The organism is Streptococcus sp. F0442 (assembly GCF_000314795.2).
In the GTDB taxonomy this organism is placed as follows: Bacteria; Bacillota; Bacilli; order Lactobacillales; family Streptococcaceae; genus Streptococcus.
Window position 1 is genome coordinate 58,513 of sequence record NZ_KB373315.1, and the last position, 24,876, is coordinate 83,388.

Sequence of the window (24,876 nt, forward strand, 5' to 3'; positions counted from 1 at the left end):
CAATGAGCGAACGGACCTATTCTCAAGTCAATACAGGAATCAGCGTACGTGAGGCTAGTTTTGTCAGTCCCAGTCAGTTCGAGCAGTTGCTTGCAAGTCCCTCCAGTGAGAGTCGAGAAGGCTTGCTGCAAGGAACGTCCTATGCTCTAGATAGCCAGGAGATCAAGGATTTAGCAGCCCTTGAAGCCCGCCTGATGGCAGCCTTGTTGGCAGAATACCAATGGGCTTTTGAGGTAAGCCCTCAGTCAGACCTGGTTAGCCTTTTTACCTTGAAGTACACCTATCACAATCTCAAGGTTTATCTAAAACACAAGGCGACAGAGCGCAAGTTGGGACATTTATTGATCCCTATCGGTCCTTATTCTCTCGATGTGCTCGAGCATTTGGTGGCGACCTTTTCTGCGGAGCATTGTCCAGCCTTTATGGCGGAAGAAGTGGCTGCAACCTGGCAAGAATTCCAAGACTATCAGGACTTGCGGGTTCTCGAAATCGGGATGGACTTAGCTTATTTTAAACACCTGAGATACTTAGGGGACAGCCTAGATCATCCGATTCTGAAGCAGTTAGTGGACGTGACCATTGACTTTTACAATGCGATTACGGTCAAGCGGGCCTTGGATCAGCAAAAACCGCATAGTTTCATGCACCAATTGCTCTCAGATGAAGGGAGTCTCAGTGCCCATCAGGTGATCGACCTGCTAGAATCGGGTCAGTGGTTGACCTGGTTTTATCAAATCAATCCGCTGGACTACGATCTTGCCTTAGAGACTTATGAAGAAAAGATGCGCACCGGTCAACTAAGGACCGTAGAGTTGGAGTATTTAGAAAGTTTGGTGAAATTCAGTCTTCTAGACGCTGGCCGTTTTGAAGTCGATGGACCCCTACCCCTTGTCCGTTACCTTTACGGAAAAGAGTTAGAAGTGACCAACCTTCGTTTGGTCCTCTCTGGTTTGGACAATGGTTTTCCGCTAGCAGACATCAAAGAAAGGATGAGACCGATTTATGGACAAACAGACCTATAAGATCGCCGTTGTGGGCAATCGGGACGCCATCCTTCCTTTTCGCCTGATTGGCTTTCAAACCTATCCGGTCACAGAGCCGCAAGAAGCGATCAATACCTTGCGAAAACTCAGTCGGGAAAACTTCGGGATTATCTACCTGACAGAGGATATAGCTCAGGCCATTCCAGATACAGTGGCTTTTTACGACCAGCAGCTGACACCGGCTCTGATCCTTATACCGACCCATAGAGGAACTACAGGACTGGGCCAACAGCGAATTCGGGACAATGTCGAAAAGGCAGTAGGACAGGATATTTTATGAGAACAAATGAATTTGGCCAAGCGATTGGCGATGCACTGCCGGATTTTACACCGGGTCGTCTGCCAGCTATTGATCGGATCGAGGGTCGCTATACCGTGATCGAGCGCCTCTCAAAAGAAAAACATGGAGCAGATCTTTATCAGGTCTACGGGCCGGACTCTCCAGCAGCGATGTGGACCTTTCTGTTCAAAGGTCCTGCCCGCAATGAAGAGGAGTGGGACCGCTTATTAGATGATCTCATGACAGATCAAGGTCGCTTTTACTATGCGATTGTAGACAAAGATTCAGGCAAGGCTTTGGGGACTTTCTCTCTCATGCGGATCGATCAAGCTAATCGGGTAATCGAAGTCGGAGCAGTCACCTACTCACCAGCGCTCCAAAAAACACGCATGGCTACGGAAGCCCAGTATCTGTTAGCGCGCTACGTGTTTGAAGATTTAGGCTACCGCCGCTATGAGTGGAAATTCGATGCCTTAAACCAAGCATCTCGCAAAGCAGCTGAGCGCTTAGGGTTCACCTATGAAGGCTGTTTCCGTCAGGCCGTTGTTTATAAAGGTCGGACTCGAGATACAGATTGGTTGTCTATCATTGACCAAGAATGGCCAGCAATCAAAGAGCGCTTCGAAGCCTGGTTGGATCCAACTAATTTCGATGCCAATGGCCAACAAAAGCAAGCTCTAAGAGAGATAGCACAAAAGTAAAACAAAGAAACAAAGGATTCCCAGGAGGAATACATGACTCAAGGAAAAATTATCAAAGTTTCCGGTCCCTTGGTGGTTGCATCAGGGATGCAGGAGGCCAATATCCAAGACATTTGCCGGGTCGGCGATCTTGGTTTGATTGGCGAAATTATTGAGATGCGGCGGGATGAAGCCTCTATCCAAGTATACGAAGAAACATCTGGAGTCGGTCCAGGAGAACCAGTGGTAACAACTGGAGCTCCCCTTTCTGTCGAGTTGGGACCAGGCTTGATCTCTCAGATGTTTGACGGGATCCAACGCCCCTTGGAACGTTTCCAAGAAGTCACCGCCAGCGATTTTTTGGTTCGTGGGGTGCAAGTTCCTAATCTAGATCGTGACACCAAATGGACCTTCGAACCAAGCGTAGCAGAAGGAACTGAGGTAGTCGCAGGAGACATCGTCGGTACGGTCCAGGAAACCAATATGGTGGAACACCGCATCATGGTACCGTTTGGTGTGAGTGGACGTGTGACCAAGATCGCAGCAGGTTCTTACACAGTGGAAGAGCCGGTCTATGAGATCGAGCAGGCAGATGGTAGCCTCTTTACCGGAACCTTGATGCAAAAATGGCCGGTTCGTCGAGGCCGTCCCTTTGCACAAAAACTGATTCCGGTAGAGCCTTTGGTCACAGGTCAACGGGTCATTGATACCTTCTTCCCTGTAACAAAAGGTGGAGCTGCAGCTGTACCCGGTCCTTTCGGAGCTGGGAAAACAGTTGTGCAACACCAGGTGGCTAAGTTTGCCAATGTGGATATCGTGATTTACGTTGGTTGTGGGGAACGTGGGAATGAAATGACGGACGTTCTGAATGAATTTCCTGAATTGATTGATCCAACGACTGGTCAATCCATTATGCAACGGACCGTTCTGATCGCCAACACTTCGAACATGCCAGTAGCGGCGCGGGAAGCGTCCATCTATACAGGGATCACCATTGCGGAATATTTCCGTGATATGGGCTATTCCGTTGCCATCATGGCCGATTCGACATCGCGCTGGGCAGAAGCTCTTCGTGAAATGTCTGGTCGTCTAGAAGAAATGCCAGGGGATGAAGGCTACCCGGCCTACCTTGGTAGCCGGATTGCTGAGTACTACGAACGGGCCGGTCGAGTCAAGACACTTGGAACCACTGCGCGTGAAGGCTCTATTACAGCGATCGGTGCCGTTTCCCCTCCAGGTGGAGATATTTCAGAGCCGGTAACGCAAAATACCTTGCGGATCGTTAAGGTTTTCTGGGGACTGGATGCTCAATTGGCCCAACGCCGCCATTTCCCAGCCATCAACTGGTTGAGTTCTTATTCCCTTTACCAAGATGAAGTTGGTCGCTATATCGATCTACATGAACAAATCAGCTGGTCTGAAAAAGTGACCCGTGCCATGAACTTGCTTCAAAAGGAAAGTGAACTGCAAGAAATTGTGCGTTTGGTTGGTCTGGATTCCTTGTCTGAAAAAGACCGCTTAACCATGAATGCGGCCAAGATGATCCGCGAAGACTACCTGCAACAAAATGCCTTTGATGAGGTCGATACCTATACCTCTTTCAGCAAGCAGGTAGCCTTGTTGACCAACATTTTAACCTTTGACCAAGAAAGTCAAAAAGCACTAGAATTGGGGGCTTACTTCACAGAAATCATGGAAGGAACCGTAACTCTTCGAGACCGTATTGCCCGGAGTAAGTTCATCCATGAGGACCAGTTGGAAACCATTAAAGCCTTGAAAGAAGAAATCGTAGAAACCCTACACCAAATCGTAGCCCAAGGAGGAGTAGACAATGAGCGTGATTAAAGAATACCGTACTGTCAGCGAAGTTGTTGGCCCCTTGATGATTGTCGATCAGGTCGAGGGGGTTCACTACAATGAACTCGTAGAAATCAAGCTCCATGACGGAACAACCCGTCAGGGACAAGTCCTCGAAGTCCAAGAAGACAAGGCCATGGTCCAGCTCTTTGAAGGATCTAGCGGGATCAACTTGGAAAAAGCCAAGGTTCGTTTTACCGGACGTCCCCTAGAACTTCCTGTATCTGAAGACATGGTGGGACGCATCTTTAACGGGATGGGCAAACCCATCGATGGCGGTCCAGAGATTATCCCAGAGAAGTACTTGGACATTGATGGTCAAGCCATCAACCCTGTTTCACGGGACTATCCGGATGAATTTATCCAGACAGGGATCTCAGCTATTGACCATTTGAATACCTTGGTTCGGGGTCAAAAACTCCCAGTCTTCTCAGGTTCTGGTCTTCCTCACAAGGAGTTGGCGGCTCAGATTGCTCGTCAAGCGACGGTGCTTAATTCGGAGGAAAACTTCGCCGTGGTCTTTGCGGCCATGGGAATTACCTTTGAAGAAGCCGAGTTCTTTATGAACGACCTGCGGGAGACAGGTGCGATTGACCGCTCTGTTCTCTTCATCAACCTAGCCAATGACCCAGCTATCGAGCGGATTGCGACCCCTCGGATCGCCTTGACCGCTGCCGAATATTTGGCTTATGAAAAAGATATGCACGTCTTGGTTATTATGACCGACATGACCAACTACTGTGAAGCCCTTCGGGAAGTATCTGCTGCCCGCCGGGAAGTTCCAGGACGTCGGGGCTATCCAGGCTACCTTTATACCAACCTCTCAACCCTCTACGAACGTGCAGGACGCTTGGTTGGAAAGAAAGGATCTGTGACCCAAATTCCGATCCTATCCATGCCAGAAGATGACATCACCCACCCCATCCCTGACTTGACAGGCTACATCACCGAAGGTCAGATTATTCTGTCCCGCGATCTCTACAATAGTGGTTACCGCCCACCGATTAATGTTCTTCCATCCCTTTCTCGTTTGAAGGACAAGGGTTCTGGTGAAGGCAAAACTCGGGAAGACCATGCGGCGACCATGAACCAGCTCTTTGCGGCCTACGCCCAAGGAAAACAAGCCAAAGAACTGGCTGTAGTACTGGGGGAGTCTGCCTTGTCCGATACCGACAAGCTCTATGTCAAATTTACCGATCGCTTTGAGCAAGAATACATCAATCAAGGTTTCACTACCAATCGGACGATTGAGGAAAGTTTGGATCTCGGTTGGGAACTCTTATCCATCCTTCCACGAACAGAGCTTAAACGGATAAAGGATGAGATGATTGACAAGTATCTGCCAAACAAAGAGGACTAGCCTATGGCACGATTAAATGTAAAACCAACTCGGATGGAGCTTAATATTCTCAAAGAGCGCCTCAAGACAGCAACCCGGGGGCACAAGTTGCTCAAGGATAAGCGGGATGAACTCATGCGTCGTTTTATAGAAGCTGTGCGTGAGAATAATCGTCTGCGCCAAAAGGTGGAGGCAGCACTTGTGGGCAATATGCAAGATTTCGTCATGGCCAAGTCCTTAGAGAGCGACCTCATGGTGGAAGAAATCTTTGCTGTGCCAACCCGTGAAGTCTCTCTTCATATCGAAGAAGAAAATGTCATGAGTGTGCGCGTGCCCAAGCTTCATGCTCGTATCGATAATCCATACGGAGATGATGAAGGAGATGTGGTCTATAGCTACCTAGCATCCAACAGTCAAATGGATAGTACCATTCAAGAAATGGGAGCACTCCTCCCAGATTTGCTTAAATTAGCGGAAATCGAAAAAAGTTGCCAACTCATGGCAGACGAAATCGAGAAAACCCGTCGTCGAGTGAATGGACTCGAGTATGCGACGATCCCAGACCTCAAAGAGACCATCTACTATATCGAAATGAAACTCGAAGAAGCCGAACGCGCCAACCTCGTCAGAATCATGAAGGTGAAGTAAGATACAAAGCCGTTAAGCAACTCAAAGGAAAATAGGAAATCCAACGACGAAGCACCAGCTTCGTCGTTGGATTTATCTTTTTCCAAAGAGTTGTAGGCGTGTTCAATTGCTTTATACATACAAGAACCTCATCTAGGAACCGCTCCTGGATGAGGCTTTTTTTGCACCCTGGAACTCTTCTTCCAGCACCTTATTTTTATGTTACTAGTTTGTAACAATGTGACAAGAAAGACGAAATGTTACAAGAAAAATACAGTTTTGTTAAATAGCCAAAAAAGGCCTTTAATTATTTTTAAATTGTGATAAGATAGTATAGTAGTTCATTTGCCCAAGATAATCTTGAGCAAAATACAAAGAAAAAAGAGGATAAAAGATGAAATTAAAAGTTAATACGAAAGCCTTGATCGCTTCAACAGTAGCTCTTGCAGTGATTCCATTTACAAAAGCCACTGCAGAAACACTCGAAGATTGGGTAGCTCGTTCAGTAGATGAAATCAAACATGATATCCAACAAAGTGGTGAAAACCAACAAACCTATACTGTTAAATACGGTGATACATTGAGCTCTATCGCAGAAGCGCTTGGAATCGATGTTCATGTGTTGGCAAACTTGAACAACATCAGTAACATGGATTTGATCTACCCAGGTACTGTTTTGAAAACAACAGTAAATGATCAAAAAGAAGTAACTTCAGTTGAAATCCAAACTCCTCAAGTAGGTTCGACAGACACAACAGTTGCAAGTGCTGACTTGACAACGAATCAAGTGACAGTTGCTGATCAAACAGTCGCTGTAAACGATCTGTCAAAACCAGTGAATGAAGATAACAAAGCTGTACCAGTTGCGCCAGCAGCAGAAACTCCAGCAGCTCCTGCAGTAGAAGAAGCCCCAGCACAACCAGCTGAAGCTCCTGTTGTTGAAGTTCCAGCAGCAGAAACTCCAGCACAACCAGTTGTTCCAGAAACACCAAGCTACGGTGCTCCAGCTGTGAATGTTGAAATTCAAAATCAAGAAGCGCCAGCAGCTCCTCAAGCAGCCCCAGTGGCAGAAACTCCAGCAGAAGCGCCAGCAGCTCCTGCAGTAGAAGAAGCCCCAGCACAACCAGCAGCAGAAACTCCAGCCACACCTGAAGTGCAACCATTAGCATCAACTCCAACAAGTGGAAATACTATTCCAACTGATCCAAACCTTCAACCACAGGCTGAAGCTTTCCGTCAAGAAGTTGCAGCGAAATTCGGCATCACCAACATCGGTGGTTACCGTGCAGGAGATCCAGATGATCATGGTAAAGGACTTGCAGTAGACGTTATGGTTCCTACAAATTCAGAACTTGGAGATCAAGTTGCGCAATATGCGATTGATAACATGGACCGTGCAGGTATCTCATATATTATCTGGAAACAACAATTCTATATGCCAGTAAATAATATTTACGGACCAGCTAACACTTGGAATCAAATGCCAGACCGTGGTGATGACACAGCAAACCACAACGACCACGTGCATATCTCATTTAACGGATAATAAACCATTGAACTAGGCCTAGTGCCTAGTTCTTTTTTGTATTTTTTAAAAAAGAAAGGCTGGAACACGAATGCTCCAACCAGAATGAAATTATAAAATGTGATCGACCTTTTCAACCTGATAAAGGGCAATTGCCATGATGATGGTTAAGACCAGCAACATGAGGACCGCTGGTGTCCATGAGTGGAAGATCGATTTACTATACCCAAAGAGGATAGGACCAAAGGCCGCAAAGACATAGCCTCCTGTTTGAGCAAGGCCAGAAAGTTGGGCCGTTTTTTCAGGTGTGCTCGATTTCATGGAGAAAGCAACCATGAGGTAAGGGAAAAGCGAGCTAACGGAACTTCCGATAAGGACGTTTAGAAGGAGCCAGTAGAAAAAGTTGCTCGTCGGAATTAAGAGCATGGCTACTCCTAGAATCCCTGCTCCGACAACAATCGTAAGCATCAAGCGTCGATTACGATCTGACAACCGTGTGGTTAAACTTGGGATAGTCAGAGAGAAAGGTAGACTAATGAGAGTAAAAACTGTAGCAAGAAGACCAGATTCAACCTGTGAAACACCAGCTTGAACAGCCATAGTTGGAAGCCAGGTCATGCTTGTATAGAAAAGTAGAGACTGAAGTCCACCAAAAATCATGATAGCCCAAACGTATTTATTGGTATACCATTTACTACTAGATTCACTAGTAGTCGTCTTTTTAAGGTGGTGGTTGTAGCGAAGGTTGGGGATCCAGATGAGTAAAGCCAGTGCACAGACGACAGTCAAGATGTTGACTAGCCCTTGCCAAGAAGTAGCTTGGGTGATGGGAACAGCCACAGAAGCTGCGATCGCTGTAGACATCCCCATAGAAGTGATGTATAAAGTGGTTAAAATACCGAGTTGCTTCGGTCGATTTGCTTGGATAAGACTGGGAAGCAGAACATTGAGAAAAGCAATACTTGCTCCAATCAAGATGGTTCCCAGATAGAGAAAGGGGAGGTTGATCGTTCGAATGGCAGATCCAATCGTCATTACGATCAAGACAAGAAAGAAGAGACGCTCAATCCCTAATTTTTGAGCAAATTGAATCGCAAAAGGTGAGAAAATGGCAAAAGTCAGAAGTGGCAAGCTAGTCAATAGTCCCAGAGAGCTCACATCAACCCCCAAACCAGCTGCGATGTCAGACAAGACTGTCGGAAGCGTTGTAAATGGTGTTCGTAAAACAATCCCAAGCATAATGATGCCTGGGATGAATAACATAGAATGTGTTTTTTTCATAAATCCTCCTCAGACAAAAAATTCTCTTCATTATAACATAGATTAAGCAACAATTGGAGTATTTATACAAATGAAGGGTTAGGATCGTAGTTCTCACTGTCATTCGAACTGCATCAATGTACCTAAGCTCGTCTACGCCCCTATTGGACTTGACTCACTAAAAAATAAGGATCGTAGTTCTCACTGGCGTTCGAACTGCATCAATATCTCTAAATTCGGTTGAACTCTCTGAGTTCACCTCATTAAGAGATATAGAAAAAGCCACCGGTTTTGGTGGCTCTTATAGGGAGATTATTATGAAAAAGTTTAGGATTTTCTATCAAACAAAGTTAGGAGGTCTTCATTTGATGATTTCATTATAAGGCATCTTGCTTAAAGAAAACTTAAGAAAAGTCTCTAATGGAAAGAATCGGTCTGAAGTCTGAGAAAATACATTAGCCAGCATCATAAACAGGATGCGTTTTTTATTTAAAATAATAAAGATCGTAGTTCTTACTAGCGTTCGAACTGCATCAACGTACCTAAGCTCATAAACGTTCGAAAAAGAGAATAAGGAACGTAGTTTTCGCTTCGCTCAAACTGCATCAATATCTCTAAATTCGGTTGAACTCTCTGAGTTCACCTCGTTAAGTATTATAAGGATCGTAGTTCTCACTGTCGTTCGAACTGCGTCAACGTACCTAAGTTCGTCTACGCCCCTATTGGACTTGACTCACTAAGGTACGTAGAAAAAAGCCACCGATTTTGGTGGCTCTTATAGGGAGATTATTATGAAAAAGTTTAGGATTTTCTATCAAACAAAGTTAGGAGGTCTTCATTTGATGGTTTTATTATAAGACTGATTTCTTAAAGAAAACTTAAGAAAAGACACTGTTTATAAGAATCGGTCTTAGGTCGGATAATTTTTTTACAATAGAAACTATTTAGATTTTTTTCTAAATAGAGTTGACAATTTTAGTTTAAAGTACTAGAATCTATTTAGAAAGATATCTAAATAGAATAGAGGAGATAGAGAATGAATTTTGCGCAAACATTTAAAGCTTTATCGAATCCGATAAGAAGAAGTATCTTAGAGTTGCTAAAGGCGGGGAAATTATCCGCGGGCGATATCGCTGGCCACTTTGATGTAGCAGGAGCGACCATTTCCCATCATTTAAGCCTCCTCAAGCAGGCAGATTTAATTCGAGAGGAAAAAGAGAAGAATTTTATCTACTATGAACTCAATACTTCTGTCTTGGAAGATTTGATGGTCTGGCTCGTTGATTTGAAAGGAGATTCTACTGATGAAAACAAATAAAACTCTATTGACTGTAACTTCTACCGTAACACTCTTCCCCATACTTTGGGGCTTGATCATTTGGTCACAATTGCCTAACCAAATCCCGATTCACTTTAATGTTGCCGGTCAGGCCAATAACTTCCAATCGAAAGCACTAGCTGTGTTTGGTCTTCCTTTTTTCCTTCTCTTGGTGCATCTGTTTGTGATCTTTATGATCGGACGTGATCCTAAGAACCGCACGATGAATGAGAAAATGGTCAAAGTGATCTACTGGTTGATTCCAATAGTCTCCTTAATCGTCTCCTATCTCATCTATAGTAAGGCGCTAGGTTCTACTACCAATCCATCTGTTTTTGTTTCGGCTTTGCTAGGGCTCATCTTTGTAATCATGGGCAACTACATGCCTAAGCTAAAAGTGAACCATACGGTTGGGATCCGTCTGCCTTGGACCTTACAGAGTGAAGATAACTGGCACAAAACCCATCGCTTGGCAGGGAAGTTGTGGGTCCTCGGAGGCTTGATCCTCCTACTGGAAGCTGGCCTTCAATTCGCGCTTTCTTATGTATTGGTGCTGGTCATCCTCGCCATTGTGTTTATCCCTATGATGTACTCTTATCAATTAAGTCGGAAAAATCGTTAGTATAAAAAACAACCAGAGAAGAAGCAGTCGTGAACTGTTTCTTTTCTGGTTGTTTTTGCATATTCATCGTTTCAAATTCCAAATTTTCAGGGAAAGATTTTTTTCTGAAAGTCGAAGGTCTATCCTTTGTATGAGGAAGGTTTTATGTCTTTGGATAAGTAGAGTGGATGACTAGGGGTTCCATTTTTATTTCTCTTTAAGCAATGTAAGTTAGGTATCAATGAAATAACTTCTTTATCACGACTAAAAAGGATTTTTCCTTTGGCTTCAATTCCTAATTAATCAATGAACCTAATACTAGGTCTCGAAAAGAATTATGCTTCCTCTTTCTGTCTGAGTTCAAAGAGGTCTTCTATTTTCAGATTAAAAACTTGAGCAATTTTAAGAGCCATTTCCAGCGAAGGATTGTAACGGTTATTTTCTAAGTGCAGAATTGTCTCGCGTCGCATGCCGATGAGGTCGGCTAACTCCTGCTGGGTCATGCCTGTGGACTCACGAACAGATTTGAGATTAGTAATAATCTTGCTTTCTTTGGCCATGCTTATCCTCTCCGTTCCAAGATAAGATAGACAACCGCAAAGATGAAAATCAAGGCAGATATGCTAATAAAGATCTGGCCCATGTGAAGAGTGAGAGACCCTATATACCCAATGATAACTGCTAGAATCATCAGTGCGCCTAGTATAAAAACAAACATCAAGCTAGCTGCCTTGGCTAAATTAGCATAAAAGCGTTCGTCCGGAGTTTCCTTGACATTTTTCAAACAGAAAAAACCAAATACAATCACTTCAATAACGAGACCAATTCCCAAAATCCATTCTTTAATACCAGAACTTTCGCTTGGGGTCGCAACCCAAATCCCTACTGTATAAAAAATGCTTGCTGCAAAAAAAAGTATCGTGTAAAGCTTAGCAGACAAGTCAAAAATAGTCTTCCCCTCACCTTTCTGAATCTTATGAGGCCGTGGTTTCATATGTAGCCAGCTCCATATAGCTATAATTTGACCTGACACTGAAATACCAGTAATAACTAACTTGGACCCCCAACTAAGATTAGAACCAAATAAAACAATAAAATCAATAAAGAGAGCTACGGCAATCATTGCAATGAGGCCACGCATTTTTTGACTTTTTTTCACGATAGACTCCTTTTTTATGTTATAAATATATAACATTTAAATTTTATGTTATAAATATATCACACTTAAATTTAGAAAGCAAGAATTTATGTGTCAATGTGGCAATTATTTGAAAAAATTTTTTAATTAAAGACCTCGCTAGTCAAACAACTAAAGAATTTTTTGAAGCAATGCATCGGATTTGGTTTGGATGGTTTCGTTAATAATATTTGATGATAAAGAATTTTTGGAAAATCTAGATACTGTATGAATCTCTGCTTTTTTCTTAGACAGTTATAAAGTCGATCAGAATGAACCTTGTAAATGTATAAGCTAATTCTTACAGACCTAAACTATTCCCCTGTTTAAAAAATACTGATTCAAATTTTATGAAATTAAACAGTATATCCCGTTCTGAAAAGCCTTGATATTACGCTATTTTTAATCCAACTGAAACCCAAACTTTCCAAACCAGGTCTTAAGAAAGCTCGTAAAGCATCACAATTATCAAAACGTTAATCAACACGCTTATATCAACGTTTACAGACATTTAAGAAATTTCTCTTGGATGTCTTTTTTTGTCTAGCTAAATTTTACAAATTGGGCAATTTAGGTTACTCAATAATATAAAAAAGATAAAAATTTAAAGTTCGAATTTTAATTTTAAAAAAAGTAATTATTATTGAATATCTGTTCAAACATTTTTTCTTTTCTAAGGTTAATATAAGTATATATACTTTAAAAAAGGAAGTCAAACATCTTGCTCATAGATTTTTGCATTTTTAAAAAATACATTTTGTCATATAATAATGTGGAAAATTGACGGATTCCTTAAATAATCATACAATATGAATATGTAAACCCTTACATACTATTCTACTTATACTTGATAAAATGCAAGTTCTTGAGGATCTATAAATATATAGACACTCTTCTATTTATAAAGTGAAATAAAGAATCACGGAGAAAGTTTATGGATATTAAAGAGACATTCAACCAGCTAGACAATACAAAATTTAATGATTTCAATAATCGCCTTGAAGGTTTTGAGAAACTTTTTAAAGACAAATATTATTTTACCCATCCCGAAGATTTTAGCTCAATCTTTAGCATTTTGGTAAAGTATGGAAAAAGTACAAGTAAATATATTTTATCGAAAGGAGAGATATATGAGTGAAATAGTTATTAATGCTCAGAATTTATCTAAAAATTTTTATAATTTTGATTCAAGACTCCCATTTATCAAGAGATTTTTGAAACGTAATCAAATAACGATTCGAGCTGTTCAAGATATTAGTTTTACGATTAAGAGAGGGAGTATAGTTGGCTTTATTGGGAGTAATGGAGCTGGTAAATCCACAACGATTAAAATGTTGACTGGGACTCTTTATCCTAGTTCCGGAAAATTAGAAGTGAATGGAGAAATTCCATTTAAAAGAAGTATAAATTTTAGAAAAAAAATTTCAATAGTAGTAGGAAATAAATTACAGTTATTTCAAGATGTTTCGGCTATGGATTATTTTCAATTGATTGGTACTTTATATGAGGTAGAACCGGCGATTTTACAAGAACGAATTCAGGAATTAAGCAATTTGTTGAATGTAAAAGATCAGCTTTACCAGCAGGTCCGGACCCTCTCTCTTGGACAAAAAATGAAAATGGAGTTTATCGCGGCATCTTTAACAAGTCCGGAAATATTATTTTTAGACGAGCCTACTATAGGGTTAGATATACAGTCTAAAAAAGATATCAGAACATTTTTAAAGAAAATGAATGAAGAATGTCATACTACTATTATTTTAACGAGTCATGATATGGATGATATTTCGTCTGTTTGTGACGAATTAATCGTCATTGACAAAGGAAAAATTATTTTGCAGGAGTCAATGGATGTTATTTTATCTAAATTTTCTGATTTTAAATATTTAAAGATAAAAATGACATTAGATTTGGTACCAGAGTTATGCTCTGTTAAAGGAGTAGTAGTCATTTCTCAAACAAAATCGGAATGTATACTAAAAATACCTAGAGATTTTGTCTTTGAGACATTAGAATCAATCAATAAGCTTGTAGATATAGAAGATTTTGAAATATCAAATCTTTCTTTAGAAGAAATTATTTTACAAAACTATTTTACAAAAAAGGAGCACAATTGAAAAAAGAAATGTCTATTATTCTGATATCATTTCGATCTATTTTGAACTATAAATCAAGTGTACTATTGTTAATGTTACAGGCAAGTATACAAATTATGATATCAGTATTTTTATGGACGTATATATATCAGAGTAACCAGATAAATATAGCAGGATATGATTTTACCTCAATGGTTCAATACTATTTGGGGACTATAATTTTTTCATATTTTGTTTTTTATCCAGTTGATTGGGAAATCAATGACGATGTTCATTCAGGAAATTTTTTTAGCATATTAATAAAACCTGTTACTTTTTATAAGTATTATTTTTGTAAAATGCTTGGAGATAGGCTTGCTCATTTATTATTTATCATCATTCCTGTCATTTTATTCTCCAGTGTTTATTACAAGAATGAGTTATTAACCATTGAAATTCTTATTTTAGGAAGTATTGCAATTATTCTATCTATGGTTCTATGGTTTTTAATATCATGTTGTGTAGGTATGCTTTCTTTTTGGTTAGAAAATATATTTTTTGTCCTTACTGTTAAAGAAATAGTAATTCAGTTTTTATCAGGAATATTATTGCCTTTAAGTTTTTTTTCAAATAATTTTCGTCTGTTTTTAGATGTATTACCTTTTAAATACTTAGTATATGAACCGCTTCAGATGTTTAGTAATGATACATATAAATTAATAGACTATTTGAGAATTATTTGTATTCAATTGATTTGGTGCATCATTTTTTATATTATATCAAGATTCATATTGAGAAAAGGAGTGGAGCACTTCTCAAATGTGGGAGGATAAAATGTTTAGAATAAAAGTAATTTTTAGGCTACTTCATTTTGGTTTTAAATCTGATATGAATTTTCATTTTGACTTCTTTTGTGGTCTATTTTCGTCGATACTGTGGATTGGTTTACCTATTGTATTTTTTAGATTGATTTTCTTAAACATAGACTCTTTTAATGGTTGGGACTATTATCAAATTTTATTTTTGGTAGGTTCCTACACTATTGTAGATGGAGTTATGATGGGATTGTTAATTAGAAGTATGGGAATTTTAGAATCAGATATTTTGAGTGGTAACTTGGATCAAATTTTATTGAGGCCGTTTGATACTCAGTTGTTCTATATTTTTAGATCATTTAATTTAGTTCAATTCGTGAATACTTTTTTTGGACTTGCGATCATTTTTATAAGTTATGGAAATTTAAATGTACATTTAAATTCATTAAAAATATTATTTTATATCCTTTCTTTAATGTGTGGTTGTATTATATATTATTCAATTTGGTTTCTAATAACGATTAGTTCATTTTGGTTCCCAACTAAATTTTCAAAAGTAGATGTATTTTTGAATTATATTGGAATTTCTAAGTATCCATATAATATTTTTACAGGTATTAACAGATTGATCACTATGTTATTTGTTCCCAATTTATTAATTGCCAATCCTGCAGTATTAATATTTTTAGGGAAAGATACATTGAACCTATTTTTCTATCAAATAGTTTTTACAGTTTTTTTGATTATTATCAGTCGTACAATTTTTAGAAAAGGATTGAAAAAATATGAAAGTGCAGGAAGATAAACAATGTTGTTCAGTTATATGTTTGACTAAAGGAAGTGATTCGCTGTACTTTGTTTTGTGGTCATTGAAACATCAGATAATTATAAACTATAATTTAAAGAATAGTATTATTAACTTATAGGTGCTAAGAAAAAATTTAAAGAAATTCCCTCATTCAATCAAACTTATTCATATTTTTTAAAATAAGAAAATAGTTGGATTTTGATGATGGTTGATATAAAGCTAAACTGAAAGTACCTGAAATCCAACTGTGTCAAACCAGGTCATACGATCTGTGAGAAAAAGAACACATAACAAAAAGAGGAGCTTCACAATAAAGTTCCTCTTCTTTTATATATCCGAATCATTATTCTTATTTCAAAAAAGGTAGTGAAAAAGGTAGTGATTCGGTTGATTTATATTGCAATGTAGTGAAATTTAGAATTTCAAGAATCGCTTAAAATCAAGGTTTCTAACATCTATTGACGTGTAGTGAACCCCTATTTCACCTCTGTAAACACTACGTGTTTGCGGAGTTTTGGTGAGTATTTCTTCAATTGAAGACGGTCTGGAGTGTTACGTTTGTTTTTAGAAGTAAGGTACAAGCGTTCACCAGATTCTTTGTGTTCAAGTGTAATATTTACGCGCATGGTATCTCCCTTCTATTATTCAGCTGATGCAGCTTTAGCGATCTTACGTCCTTTGTAGTATCCTTTAAGTGATACACGGTGTGAACGTGAGTAATCTCCAGTTGCTTCGTCAAAGTTTACAGATGGAGCTGTTACTTTGTAGTGCGTACGACGTTTGTTTTTCTTCGCTTTTGATGTGCGACGTGCAGGTACTGCCATTTCGTTTTTCTCCTTTTAAGATATAAATTCAATTAGGTTTGATTTTCATCAACTTTAACAGTATAACAAAACTTTTTTGTAAAGTAAAGTTACTTGACAAAAAATTATTAAAAAAAATCTCCTGCCTCATCAAATGGGACAGGAGTTCTCCTTAAAGATCTATTTCAAATGGCTCATCAATCGTTTCCGAAACGTATTTGCCATCCTTTTTTCGTTGCTTGACACATTCTGTCAGCAGGTACTCGATCTGACCATTGACCGATCGAAAGTCATCTTCTGCCCATGATGCGATAGCAGCATATAACTTGGCTGACAGTCTAAGTGGAATTTGCTTTTTCTTTTGATCAGCCATTTTTAATAGAGACTTCCTGTGTTGACAATTGGTTGTGCATCATGATTGCCACATAGAACGACTAGAAGGTTCGATACCATGGCAGCCTTCCGTTCTTCGTCTAGCTCTACAATCTCTCCTTCGCTCAAGCGTTCAAGGGCCATTTCAACCATCCCAACTGCTCCATCGACAATCATCTTCCGCGCATCGATAATGGCAGACGCTTGTTGGCGTTGAAGCATCACAGCTGCGATTTCTGGAGCATAGGCCAAGTAAGTAATGCGAGCCTCTAGAATTTCGAGCCCAGCATCTTTAACACGTGCTTGAATCTCTTCTCGAATGCGACTGGCCACGATTTCACTAGAGCCTCGGAGGCTACCCTCATCAGCCTGGCCGTCCCCTGTCGTATCGACATTAGGAGCTACATCATAAGGATAGATGCGGACAATATTACGAAGGGCACTATCACACTGCAATGAGAGATATTCTTTGTAGTTATCCACATTGAAGACTGCTTTAGCCGTATCCACTACGCGCCAAGTAACTGCAATACCAATTTCTACAGGATTCCCTAAGCAGTCATTGATCTTCTGGCGAGAGTTGTTCAAGGTCATCACTTTTAAGGAAATATTCTTTTTACCTGTCTCGATGGAAATATTGTTGCCTTCTGCTGTTTTACTGACAGACATGGGGGACTTGGTGGTGACATCACCACTTTGGCCCAAGCGGGTGTTATTGGCAGGATTGACAGCGACACAGAAGGGATTGACAAAGTAAATACCCGCTTCTCGAATGGTTCCAATATAATTCCCAAACAAGGTCAAAACCAAGGCTTCTTGCGGTTTAATAATTTTGATCCCCGCATAGCACACCAGACTAGCAATAAAGAGAAAAATACAGGTAATAACTGCAATCGCAAGTGGAAAACCTTCTGGTAGACTAGCAATCGCACTAATAAAGGCTAAAACTAAGACAAGATCCCCAACTAGCAAGCCTATAAGGGCAGCTAAGCCGTTTTTCTTTTGGGTTAAAATTTTTTCTTCCATGGGACGAACCCTTCTTTCTTTGTGATATCTAAATGATATCACTTTGCTTACAAAAGTCAAGATATAACTGTAAATTATTTTAGCAAGAAACCGAGCAAGCTGAATTGTCTGAAAATTCAAGAATTTTCTTCTGTCGTTGGGCCGTAAATTGTGCTATAATAATAAAAAATACGATGAGAGGGAATCAGATGACAGAATTAGATACACGCCATCGCAGTAGCGTCTACGACAGCATGGTCAAATCCCCTAACCGGGCCATGCTTCGAGCAACTGGGATGACAGATGAAAACTTTGAAAAACCAATCGTAGGGGTAATCTCTACCTGGGCTGAAAACACGCCTTGTAACATGCACCTTCATGATTTTGGAAAATTGGCCAAAGAAGGTGTCAAAGATGCGGGAGCTTGGCCGGTTCAATTCGGAACCATTACGGTTGCGGATGGGATTGCTATGGGAACGCCTGGGATGCGCTTCTCCTTGACTTCTCGTGATATCATAGCAGACTCTATCGAAGCGGCTATGGGCGGTCACAACGTGGATGCCTTTGTAGCGATCGGGGGCTGTGATAAGAACATGCCTGGTTCGATGATCGCCATTGCCAATATGGATATCCCAGCGATCTTTGCTTATGGTGGGACCATTGCCCCTGGTAATCTGAACGGCAAGGATATCGACTTGGTTTCTGTTTTCGAAGGGATCGGGAAATGGAACCATGGTGACATGACTGCTGAAGAAGTGAAGCAACTGGAATGTAATGCCTGCCCTGGCCCTGGTGGCTGTGGTGGTATGTATACGGCCAACACCATGGCGACAGCGATCGAAGTCCTTGGGTTGAGCTTGCCAGGTTCCTCTTCTCACCCTGCTGAATCAGCTGATAAAAAAGCCGATATCGAAGAAGCAGGCCGTGCAGTTGTCAAAATGCTTGAAATGGGACTGAAGCCATCTGACATCTTGACCCGTGAAGCCTTTGAAGATGCGATTACAGTCACAATGGCCCTTGGTGGTTCAACAAATGCGACCCTTCACTTGCTTGCGATCGCTCATGCGGCCAATGTGGATTTGACACTTGAAGACTTCAATGATTTCCAAGAGCGTGTGCCTCACTTGGCTGACTTGAAACCTTCTGGTCAATACGTCTTCCAAGACCTTTACAATGTCGGTGGTGTGCCAGCCGTCATGAAATACCTTCTTAAGAATGGTTTCCTTCATGGGGATCGCATCACATGTACTGGTAAAACAGTATCTGAGAACTTGGAAGCCTTTGCTGATTTGACACCAGGTCAAAAAGTCATCATGCCACTTGAAAATCCAAAACGTGCGGATGGTCCATTGATCATCTTGAAAGGGAACTTGGCTCCAGAAGGGGCGGTTGCCAAAGTATCAGGTGTGAAAGTTCGTAACATCACTGGTCCTGCTAAGGTCTTTGACTCAGAAGAAGCAGCCATTGAAGCGGTTCTTTCGGATGAAATCGTGGATGGCGACGTTGTTGTTGTTCGTTTCGTAGGACCTAAGGGTGGTCCTGGTATGCCGGAAATGCTGTCCTTGTCATCCATGATCGTTGGTAAAGGCCAAGGAGACAAGGTGGCCCTCTTGACAGACGGACGCTTCTCTGGTGGTACGTATGGTCTCGTTGTTGGACACATCGCGCCTGAAGCTCAGGTCGGCGGTCCAATCGCCTACCTCCACACAGGGGATCTGGTAACAGTTGACCAAGATACCAAAGAAATCACCATGCACGTCTCAGACGAAGAGTTGGCCAAACGGAAGGCTGAAACAACCTTGCCACCACTGTATAGCCGTGGGGTTCTCGGTAAGTATGCCCACACGGTATCCTCTGCTTCTCGTGGTGCCGTGACCGACTTCTGGAATATGGAACAGTCTGGTAAACAATAAATAAGGATAAAAAGACCCCAAAAGCTAGATTTTTTCTGTCTAACTTTTGGGGTCTGTTTAAAAAAGTAGTGTGAAATTCATAGAAAATTAGGAGAATGAAATGGGAAGAGACATTATTGATACTATAAATAGTGAAAAAGAATCATATTCGGATGATTCTTTATTTAACATTACATCATTTGGAACGGATTTATCTTATAGAGAGATAGTTACTATGTATGAAGATGGAGATTTGGAAAAACCGGAACTACAAAGGAAGTATGTATGGACAAAAAAGGAAGCAAGCAGATTTATCGATTCAGTCCTACTAGGATTACCTGTACCAAGCATTTTTTTAGCCAAAACAGAAGATGATAAAAGGCTAATTGTAGATGGATATCAGAGAATAATGACAATGTATGATTACATGAATGGTATATTCTCTGGAGACAATAAAGTATTTAAATTGGCAAATACAAAAGAAATAAATTCTAACTGGCGTGGGAAGGCATTTTCAGAGTTAACTGATGAACAGAAGCGTAGAATACGTACTTCACCTATTCACGCAATTATTTTCGAGCAAAAAATTCCTAAAAATGATACTGGTATGTATCAAATTTTCGAAAGGATAAATACAGGGGGTAGAACCTTAAAACCCCAAGAAATTAGAAACTGTGTTTATCATGGTAGCTTTAATAAACTTCTATTTGAATTAAATAGAGAAGAGGTATGGAGAAATGTTCTTGGTTCTAATCAAGAAGACAGTAGGATGGCTGATGTAGAGCTTGTATTAAGATTCTTTGCATTCTCCGATATTATATCAAGAGATGAAATTCATCAAAATCAAATAATACTAAGCAAATTTTTGAATGATTACATGAATGATTTTAGAAATTTGACTGAATTGGAATATAATCGTAAAAAAGAAATATTCATTAATACAATTAACTTTTTGCATACAACAATCGGATTAAATGTTTTCCGAACATTAAAACGGAAAGAACAAGATATAATTTGGGCAAAAAAAGTTAATCCGGTAGTATTTGATGCTGTATGTTCAGCTAGTGTTTACGTGAATGAAAAACATTCTGATAAATTGACAACTACATTAGACAAATATATTGAGTTGCTAGAAGATGAGACTTTTAAAGAGGCAACAACTAATAGAACTACAAACACCAAGCATATAAAAAATAGAGTGAGTAGAGCTGCAATAATTTTATATGGAGTTGAGATTTGTTATGAATGATGATGAAAAAAGAGTTTTAGAAGATTGTAATTTGGAGATTCAGAGAATAAAAAATTGGATAAATAATAATAAGTTAGATTCAAATGTAAAATTCTTAGTTTCATATGCGGTAATTAAAGCATCAGGTAGTATAGAATTAGTATTTAAGTCTATGATTAATACTTTTTTATCCCAAAATTGTATCGATGAAACTAAAGTATTTTTAACAAAAAATATTATTGATAATTCCGCAAATCCATCACCGGGTAACATAGAGAAACATCTGGAACAATTTGACGGTAGAAGAAAAGAAAAGTTCTCAAACTTATTAAAAGATTCTCAAGACAAAGGTAACTTAAAAAGTTTAGTTGCTCTAAGAAACGATATTGCACATGGACGGACGATTAATTCATCGATTAATATTGTTGAGTCATATTTCAAATCAGGAAAAAAAATTTTGGAAACATTGGAAGTCGTTATAAACGATTCGGCGGACATACTCTAATAGCTTATCTTAGCAATTTCATCAAACTTTCTATTCTGAAAATAAGAGTATATATCAGTAATTTAACATATTAATAAGCAGCTACTAAGTGTAAACACTGTTTCTTAGTAGCTTTTTGTATTTTCTATTAAAGGCTTTCAGGTAAACCATCTATTTTAACACCCTCAATTGCTCCTTGATTGTTCGCTTTCTTTTTAACGTGGTGGAAGTCCTAGTGCGATGCGCCCATAACGACTGATCCGTGTAATTTTCCAAGCGGGTGACCAGGTCACTTCGACCTTGACATCCTCAATCCCATCAATTTCTTTTAGGCGAGCGACGATTTCGATCGGAAGACTCTCAGCGCAGCTACAAGCAGTATCCGTAAAGGTCATGACTACCTTGCAGGTTCCCTCTTCATCCAGATCCAACTCATAAATCAAACCGAGGTTGTAGACGTCCAACTCAACATCTGTATCAAATACAAGCTCTAACTTCTCAATCAATTGTTTCTCTAGTGCTAGGGCACGGTCGTTAATCTTGATATCCTCTCTCATCTCGCTATCCTTTCCCTCTGTATGATGAAAACTATTTTCTCACAATTCCGATCATAAAGCAAGAATAGATCCGTCATTTGACCGATTGAGCCGAACGAAAAACAGTCCAGCCTCCATTTCTCTTCGAATTTGTGGTAAAATAGAGGCAAAAGTAAGACAAAGGATGAAGGCTATGAAATTACAAAAACCAAAAGGGACCCAGGATATTCTTCCTGGCGATTCAGCTAAATGGCAATACGTAGAAGGTTTTGCACGCAAGGTCTTTGCGAGATACAATTATGAAGAGATCCGTACGCCGATCTTCGAACATTATGAAGTCATCAGCCGTTCAGTAGGAGATACGACGGATATTGTCACTAAGGAAATGTATGACTTCTATGACAAGGGAGACCGTCATATCACACTTCGTCCAGAAGGAACAGCCCCTGTTGTTCGTTCGTATGTAGAAAATAAACTCTTTGCGCCTGAGGTACAAAAGCCTAGTAAATTTTATTACATCGGTCCAATGTTCCGCTATGAACGTCCTCAAGCAGGGCGCTTACGTCAATTCCACCAAATTGGGATAGAATGCTTTGGATCGAGCAATCCTGCAACGGATGTTGAAACGATCGCGATGGCGGCACAATTCCTTAAAGAATTGGGAATTGACAATGTAACCTTGCACTTGAACACTTTGGGAAGTCCAGCCAGTCGTCAGGCATATCGTCAAGCCTTGATCGACTACCTCTTGCCAATGAAGGATCAATTGTCTAAGGATAGTCAACGCCGTTTAGAAGAAAATCCTCTTCGTGTCTTGGATTCAAAAGAAAAAGAAGACAAGGTGGCTGTTGAACAAGCTCCTTCCATCTTAGACTATCTAGATGAAGAAAGCCAAGCACATTTTAATGCGGTTCGTCGAATGTTGGAAGACTTGGGGGTGGCCTATGTCATTGATACCAACATGGTGCGTGGCTTAGATTACTACAACCACACAATTTTTGAGTTTATTACAGAAATTGAAGGCAATGAATTAACTGTCTGTGCGGGTGGTCGCTATGATGCTTTGGTCGAATACTTCGGTGGCCCTGCGACAGCTGGTTTTGGATTTGGGATTGGTCTGGAACGGATTCTTCTCGTCCTTGAAAAGAAAGGCATCGAATTACCGATCGAAACAGGTCTAGATGCCTATATCGCCGTCCTAGGAGATGAGGTCAATGAAGCAGCCCTTAGCTTGGTTCAAGCTCTTCGAATCCAAGGTTTCAAAGTAGAGCGTGACTATCTTGGACGTAAGCTCAAGGCACAATTTAAGTCAGCCGATGTCTTTGCGGCCAAGGCCTTAATTACCTTAGGAGGTAGTGAGGTTGAGAGCGGTCAAGTAACCGTGAAAAACAATCAAACCCGTCAAGAAGTAACAGTTGCTCTTGAAAGCTTGAAGCAGGACTTCCAAGCCGTTTTAGTTGAATTAGGATTAGCATAAAAAAGAGCAAGCCCAGAGCTTGCTCTTTCTGTGTGTTTAGAAAAGATCCGGATTTTCTGCTTTCTAAGAGCATCAATTCCGAATATTTGGTGAAAAGCCAATAAATTTCCAAGCCTTTTATGATATAATGAGAAGATAACAAGTAAAGGAATGAATCAGTCATGACACTAGTTTACCAATCAACACGAGATGAAAAAAATACCGTAACAGCCAGTCAAGCTATCCTTCAAGGTTTAGCGACGGATGGTGGCTTGTTTACCCCCATTGCATACCCTCAAGTAGAGTTAGATTTTGACACCCTCAAAGATGCTTCTTACCAAGAAGTGGCCAAGCTTGTCTTGTCAGCATTTTTGGACGACTTTACAGCAGAAGAGTTGGACTACTGTATCACCAACGCCTATGACAGCAAGTTTGATACACCAGTCATTGCGCCTCTTGTCAAACTTGATGGCCAATACAACTTGGAACTCTTTCACGGTTCAACCATTGCCTTTAAAGACATGGCCTTGTCTATCTTGCCTTACTTTATGACGACAGCTGCCAAGAAGCACGGTTTGGAAAACAAGATTGTCATCTTAACCGCGACTTCTGGAGACACAGGTAAAGCTGCCATGGCAGGTTTTGCCGATGTTCCAGGTACGGAAATTATCGTCTTTTATCCAAAAGACGGTGTCAGCAAGGTACAAGAGTTGCAAATGACCACTCAAACTGGGGACAATACCCATGTGATCGCCATTGATGGAAACTTTGACGATGCCCAAACCAATGTCAAACACATGTTCAATGATGTGGCCCTTCGTGAAAAATTAGCAGCCAACAAGATGCAGTTTTCATCAGCTAACTCGATGAACATTGGCCGTTTGGTACCTCAGGTTGTCTATTACGTATACGCCTATGCTCAATTGGTGAAGACAGGTCAAATCACAGCGGGAGAAAAAGTCAATTTCACTGTTCCAACAGGAAACTTTGGAAATATCTTGGCTGCTTTCTATGCCAAACAAATCGGTCTTCCAGTTGGAAAATTGATCTGTGCATCAAACGAAAACAATGTTCTGACAGACTTCTTTAAAACACGCGTCTATGATAAGAAACGTAGCTTCAAGGTGACCACTAGTCCATCGATGGATATCTTAGTGTCTTCAAACTTGGAACGCTTGATTTTCCACTTGGTTGGCAATGATGCCACAAAGACCAAAGAATTGATGGAAAGCCTTGTTGCAACAGGTCAGTACCAATTGTCCAATTTTGATGCAGACATCTTAGATTTGTTTGCGGCTGCATACGCAGATGAAGCAGAAACTGCCGCAGAGATCAAGCGGGTCTATGAAGCGTCTGATTACATCGAAGACCCTCATACAGCTGTTGCATCAGCCGTTTATCAAAAATACCTTAGCCAAACAGGGGATGCTGCTAAAACAGTCATTGCCTCTACAGCTAGTCCTTATAAGTTTCCAGTTGTAGCGGTAGAAGCCGTAACAGGTGAGACAGGCCTAAGTGATTTCGAAGCCTTGGCCAAATTACACACCCTCTCAGGAGTCCCTGTACCACCTGCTGTAGACAGTCTTGAAACTGCACCGGTTCGCCATCGTACAAGCGTTGCAGCCCAAGATATGCAAACAGCTGTCGAAGACTACTTGGGACTGTAATTCTCCCTATTAGAAAGATCAAAAGAGC

General features: G+C 40.4%; 26 protein-coding genes. 18 read left to right on the top strand and 8 right to left on the bottom strand.

The features are described from left to right. Positions 1-2 precede the first annotated feature (2 nt). The 7 genes from HMPREF9186_RS06640 to HMPREF9186_RS06670 all read left to right on the top strand — a co-directional run bounded on the left by HMPREF9186_RS06640 (position 3) and on the right by HMPREF9186_RS06670 (position 7,372). Positions 3-1,022, top strand: a complete 1,020-nt coding sequence (locus tag HMPREF9186_RS06640; RefSeq protein WP_009731996.1) for a V-type ATPase subunit — start codon at positions 3-5, stop codon at positions 1,020-1,022. Continuing rightward, positions 1,003-1,323 (top strand): V-type ATP synthase subunit F, encoded by a 321-nt coding sequence (locus tag HMPREF9186_RS06645; RefSeq protein ID WP_003009443.1) that lies wholly within the window; start codon positions 1,003-1,005, stop codon positions 1,321-1,323. The genes HMPREF9186_RS06640 and HMPREF9186_RS06645 overlap by 20 nt, the downstream gene beginning before the upstream one ends. Continuing rightward, entirely contained in the window at positions 1,320-2,024 is a 705-nt protein-coding gene (locus tag HMPREF9186_RS06650) for a GNAT family N-acetyltransferase (protein ID WP_009731997.1), read from the top strand. Before HMPREF9186_RS06645 ends, HMPREF9186_RS06650 begins: the two co-directional genes overlap by 4 nt. A 33-nt stretch (positions 2,025-2,057) precedes the next feature. Beyond that, positions 2,058-3,848 carry a V-type ATP synthase subunit A gene (locus HMPREF9186_RS06655; protein ID WP_009731998.1) on the top strand — a complete coding sequence of 597 codons (1,791 nt, stop codon included), beginning with the start codon at positions 2,058-2,060 and terminating at the stop codon, positions 3,846-3,848. Further along, positions 3,835-5,220 (top strand): V-type ATP synthase subunit B, encoded by a 1,386-nt coding sequence (locus HMPREF9186_RS06660; RefSeq protein WP_003002370.1) that lies wholly within the window; start codon positions 3,835-3,837, stop codon positions 5,218-5,220. The genes HMPREF9186_RS06655 and HMPREF9186_RS06660 overlap by 14 nt, the downstream gene beginning before the upstream one ends. A 3-nt stretch (positions 5,221-5,223) precedes the next feature. Next, positions 5,224-5,847, top strand: a complete 624-nt coding sequence (locus tag HMPREF9186_RS06665; protein WP_009731999.1) for a V-type ATP synthase subunit D — start codon at positions 5,224-5,226, stop codon at positions 5,845-5,847. Between the two features lie 373 nt (positions 5,848-6,220). Next, positions 6,221-7,372 (top strand): LysM peptidoglycan-binding domain-containing protein, encoded by a 1,152-nt coding sequence (locus tag HMPREF9186_RS06670; protein WP_009732000.1) that lies wholly within the window; start codon positions 6,221-6,223, stop codon positions 7,370-7,372. A gap of 90 nt (positions 7,373-7,462) precedes the next feature. On the opposite strand, the gene HMPREF9186_RS06675 is transcribed toward HMPREF9186_RS06670, so the two are convergent. Then, positions 7,463-8,632 carry a CynX/NimT family MFS transporter gene (locus tag HMPREF9186_RS06675; RefSeq protein ID WP_009732001.1) on the bottom strand — a complete coding sequence of 390 codons (1,170 nt, stop codon included), beginning with the start codon at positions 8,630-8,632 and terminating at the stop codon, positions 7,463-7,465. A 1,015-nt stretch (positions 8,633-9,647) separates the two neighbouring features. Between HMPREF9186_RS06675 and HMPREF9186_RS06680 the strand changes: the two genes are divergently transcribed. Then, a complete protein-coding gene (locus HMPREF9186_RS06680) occupies positions 9,648-9,929 on the top strand; it encodes an autorepressor SdpR family transcription factor (RefSeq protein ID WP_009732002.1) in 282 nt (93 codons plus the stop codon). Further along, positions 9,916-10,551: an SdpI family protein gene (locus HMPREF9186_RS06685; RefSeq protein WP_009732003.1), complete on the top strand. Its 636-nt coding sequence runs from the start codon at positions 9,916-9,918 to the stop codon at positions 10,549-10,551. Before HMPREF9186_RS06680 ends, HMPREF9186_RS06685 begins: the two co-directional genes overlap by 14 nt. A gap of 314 nt (positions 10,552-10,865) precedes the next feature. Here HMPREF9186_RS06685 and HMPREF9186_RS06690 read toward each other — a convergent pair whose 3' ends face one another. Together HMPREF9186_RS06690 and HMPREF9186_RS06695 are read right to left on the bottom strand one after the other, a co-directional pair. Further along, the gene (locus HMPREF9186_RS06690) at positions 10,866-11,090 is read right to left on the bottom strand and encodes a helix-turn-helix transcriptional regulator (protein ID WP_009732004.1); all 225 of its coding nucleotides are present in this window, start codon (positions 11,088-11,090) and stop codon (positions 10,866-10,868) included. A gap of 2 nt (positions 11,091-11,092) precedes the next feature. Beyond that, a complete protein-coding gene (locus tag HMPREF9186_RS06695) occupies positions 11,093-11,689 on the bottom strand; it encodes a hypothetical protein (RefSeq protein ID WP_009732005.1) in 597 nt (198 codons plus the stop codon). 952 nt (positions 11,690-12,641) lie between these two features. On the opposite strand from HMPREF9186_RS06695, the gene HMPREF9186_RS06700 reads away from it, so the two are divergent. Genes HMPREF9186_RS06700 through HMPREF9186_RS06715 form a run of 4 tightly spaced genes read left to right on the top strand, consistent with a single transcriptional unit; the run spans position 12,642 to position 15,402 of the window. Continuing rightward, positions 12,642-12,845: a hypothetical protein gene (locus HMPREF9186_RS06700; RefSeq protein WP_003010127.1), complete on the top strand. Its 204-nt coding sequence runs from the start codon at positions 12,642-12,644 to the stop codon at positions 12,843-12,845. Then, positions 12,838-13,824 carry an ABC transporter ATP-binding protein gene (locus tag HMPREF9186_RS06705; protein WP_003010129.1) on the top strand — a complete coding sequence of 329 codons (987 nt, stop codon included), beginning with the start codon at positions 12,838-12,840 and terminating at the stop codon, positions 13,822-13,824. Before HMPREF9186_RS06700 ends, HMPREF9186_RS06705 begins: the two co-directional genes overlap by 8 nt. Next, positions 13,821-14,615 carry an ABC transporter permease gene (locus HMPREF9186_RS06710; protein WP_003013825.1) on the top strand — a complete coding sequence of 265 codons (795 nt, stop codon included), beginning with the start codon at positions 13,821-13,823 and terminating at the stop codon, positions 14,613-14,615. The genes HMPREF9186_RS06705 and HMPREF9186_RS06710 overlap by 4 nt, the downstream gene beginning before the upstream one ends. 1 nt (position 14,616) lies before the next feature. After that, positions 14,617-15,402, top strand: coding sequence for an ABC transporter permease (locus HMPREF9186_RS06715; protein ID WP_003013947.1), 786 nt, complete (start codon positions 14,617-14,619; stop codon positions 15,400-15,402). 479 nt (positions 15,403-15,881) lie between these two features. On the opposite strand, the gene rpmG is transcribed toward HMPREF9186_RS06715, so the two are convergent. The 4 genes from rpmG to HMPREF9186_RS06735 all read right to left on the bottom strand — a co-directional run bounded on the left by rpmG (position 15,882) and on the right by HMPREF9186_RS06735 (position 17,606). Then, complete coding sequence (gene rpmG, locus HMPREF9186_RS06720) at positions 15,882-16,031, bottom strand: 50S ribosomal protein L33 (protein WP_001265622.1); 150 nt, start codon at positions 16,029-16,031, stop codon at positions 15,882-15,884. Positions 16,032-16,046: 15 nt separating this feature from the next. Beyond that, complete coding sequence (gene rpmF, locus HMPREF9186_RS06725) at positions 16,047-16,229, bottom strand: 50S ribosomal protein L32 (protein WP_003009516.1); 183 nt, start codon at positions 16,227-16,229, stop codon at positions 16,047-16,049. 151 nt (positions 16,230-16,380) lie between these two features. Next, complete coding sequence (locus HMPREF9186_RS06730; protein ID WP_003011522.1) at positions 16,381-16,581, bottom strand: PTS ascorbate transporter subunit IIC; 201 nt, start codon at positions 16,579-16,581, stop codon at positions 16,381-16,383. 2 nt (positions 16,582-16,583) lie between these two features. Further along, positions 16,584-17,606 carry an SPFH domain-containing protein gene (locus HMPREF9186_RS06735; protein ID WP_006595243.1) on the bottom strand — a complete coding sequence of 341 codons (1,023 nt, stop codon included), beginning with the start codon at positions 17,604-17,606 and terminating at the stop codon, positions 16,584-16,586. Between the two features lie 188 nt (positions 17,607-17,794). Here HMPREF9186_RS06735 and ilvD point away from each other — a divergent pair, with 188 nt between their 5' ends. The 3 genes from ilvD to HMPREF9186_RS06750 all read left to right on the top strand — a co-directional run bounded on the left by ilvD (position 17,795) and on the right by HMPREF9186_RS06750 (position 21,210). After that, positions 17,795-19,498, top strand: a complete 1,704-nt coding sequence (ilvD, locus tag HMPREF9186_RS06740) for a dihydroxy-acid dehydratase (RefSeq protein WP_009732006.1) — start codon at positions 17,795-17,797, stop codon at positions 19,496-19,498. Positions 19,499-19,598: 100 nt separating this feature from the next. Continuing rightward, entirely contained in the window at positions 19,599-20,726 is a 1,128-nt protein-coding gene (locus tag HMPREF9186_RS06745) for a GmrSD restriction endonuclease domain-containing protein (RefSeq protein ID WP_009732007.1), read from the top strand. Then, a complete protein-coding gene (locus HMPREF9186_RS06750) occupies positions 20,719-21,210 on the top strand; it encodes a HEPN domain-containing protein (RefSeq protein ID WP_009732008.1) in 492 nt (163 codons plus the stop codon). Before HMPREF9186_RS06745 ends, HMPREF9186_RS06750 begins: the two co-directional genes overlap by 8 nt. Positions 21,211-21,404: 194 nt before the next feature. On the opposite strand, the gene HMPREF9186_RS06755 is transcribed toward HMPREF9186_RS06750, so the two are convergent. Beyond that, positions 21,405-21,746: a metal-sulfur cluster assembly factor gene (locus HMPREF9186_RS06755; RefSeq protein ID WP_009732009.1), complete on the bottom strand. Its 342-nt coding sequence runs from the start codon at positions 21,744-21,746 to the stop codon at positions 21,405-21,407. 172 nt (positions 21,747-21,918) lie between these two features. On the opposite strand from HMPREF9186_RS06755, the gene hisS reads away from it, so the two are divergent. Together hisS and thrC are read left to right on the top strand one after the other, a co-directional pair. Continuing rightward, the gene (hisS, locus tag HMPREF9186_RS06760) at positions 21,919-23,202 is read left to right on the top strand and encodes a histidine--tRNA ligase (RefSeq protein WP_009732010.1); all 1,284 of its coding nucleotides are present in this window, start codon (positions 21,919-21,921) and stop codon (positions 23,200-23,202) included. A 161-nt stretch (positions 23,203-23,363) separates the two neighbouring features. After that, complete coding sequence (gene thrC / locus HMPREF9186_RS06765) at positions 23,364-24,848, top strand: threonine synthase (protein WP_009732011.1); 1,485 nt, start codon at positions 23,364-23,366, stop codon at positions 24,846-24,848. Positions 24,849-24,876: the final 28 nt, after the last annotated feature.